The 1,073-nt window shown below is 48.3% G+C and carries 1 protein-coding gene; it reads right to left on the bottom strand.

Going from position 1 to position 1,073, the window contains the following annotated elements:
* Positions 1-10 precede the first annotated feature (10 nt).
* A complete protein-coding gene (locus PGLA_RS22715; protein ID WP_068537425.1) occupies positions 11-967 on the bottom strand; it encodes an IS30 family transposase in 957 nt (318 codons plus the stop codon).
* Between the last annotated feature and the right edge of the window lie 106 nt (positions 968-1,073).

Raw genomic sequence — 1,073 nt, 5'->3', positions numbered from 1 at the left:
TGACAGATTGTCAAGTCAAGTGCGACAGGGCTTCCATGAAAGCTTCGTGAGCAGACTTCCAGCCTAGACATTTACGCGGGCGATCGTTAATAAGGCGGATGGCTTCAGCAAGCTGCTTATCTGTGACCTTAGCGAAGTCATGACCTTTGGGGAAGAACTCCCGCAGAAGGCCATTACCGTTTTCATTAGAACCCCGTTGCCAAGAAGAATAGGGATCAGCGAAGTAGACCTTGATGTTATGGACGCTTTCCAAGGCTGCATAGCAGGCAAATTCTTTTCCTCGATCCGTTGTTGCTGTCTGAAAGGCCCCCTGGGGATATTGACTGGCAACTACGCCGAAGGCAATTTCCATGGAATGGGCGGTGCGATCCGGTATTTTTATGGCCACGTACAGTCGTGTTTTTCGTTCAATAAAGGTGGCCGCACAGGCTCGACTTTCACCTCGACTGGAGACTACGGTATCAAGTTCCCAATGACCGAAAGACTTGCGCTTGCGCACTTCTTTCGGACGCTGGCTGATAGGGGTTCCTATGAGAAAGCGACCCCTTGTTTCCATAGGCTTATGCCGTTTTCCCTTATGGCGCAGGATAGATACCTTACCGGCTGCAAGACGCCCAGCGTACAACCAACGGTAGATGGTCTTGAAGCATATGAATGGCTTACCCTCAGACCGTCGCTTCTCCGCAATCTGTTCAGGTGACCAAGTCAGCGCAAGCTTCTCATTCAAATCTTTTGCAATCTCTAAGTTATATTTACCGACAGGTACGCTGTAAGCTCTTCGCTGATGATAAGCCTGCTGAGCCGAACGGGCTACATACTCCTGATTGAAGCGACCACGTTTGATTTCACGCGCGATGGAAGCGTGATGCCGTCCAAGTTCTTTTGCAATGGCACGAGTCGACCATCTCATTTTCAATAGCAGTTCTAGTTTGCTGCGTTCAGTTATGCTAAAATGTGTGTAACCCATGTTGAGATTCTCCTTGTGTAATGGTTGTTGTGGTGACTCCATTTTACACGAATCTTCCATGGGATATTTTCATTTCAAACTGTCGCACTTCATATTACAATCCATC

Origin of the sequence: Paenibacillus glacialis, assembly GCF_001637205.1 — a bacterium.
Taxonomy (GTDB): Bacteria; Bacillota; Bacilli; order Paenibacillales; family Paenibacillaceae; genus Paenibacillus_AQ; species Paenibacillus_AQ glacialis.
Note: the sequence above shows the minus strand (reverse complement) of the source record. Positions and strands in the feature narration are given on the sequence as shown.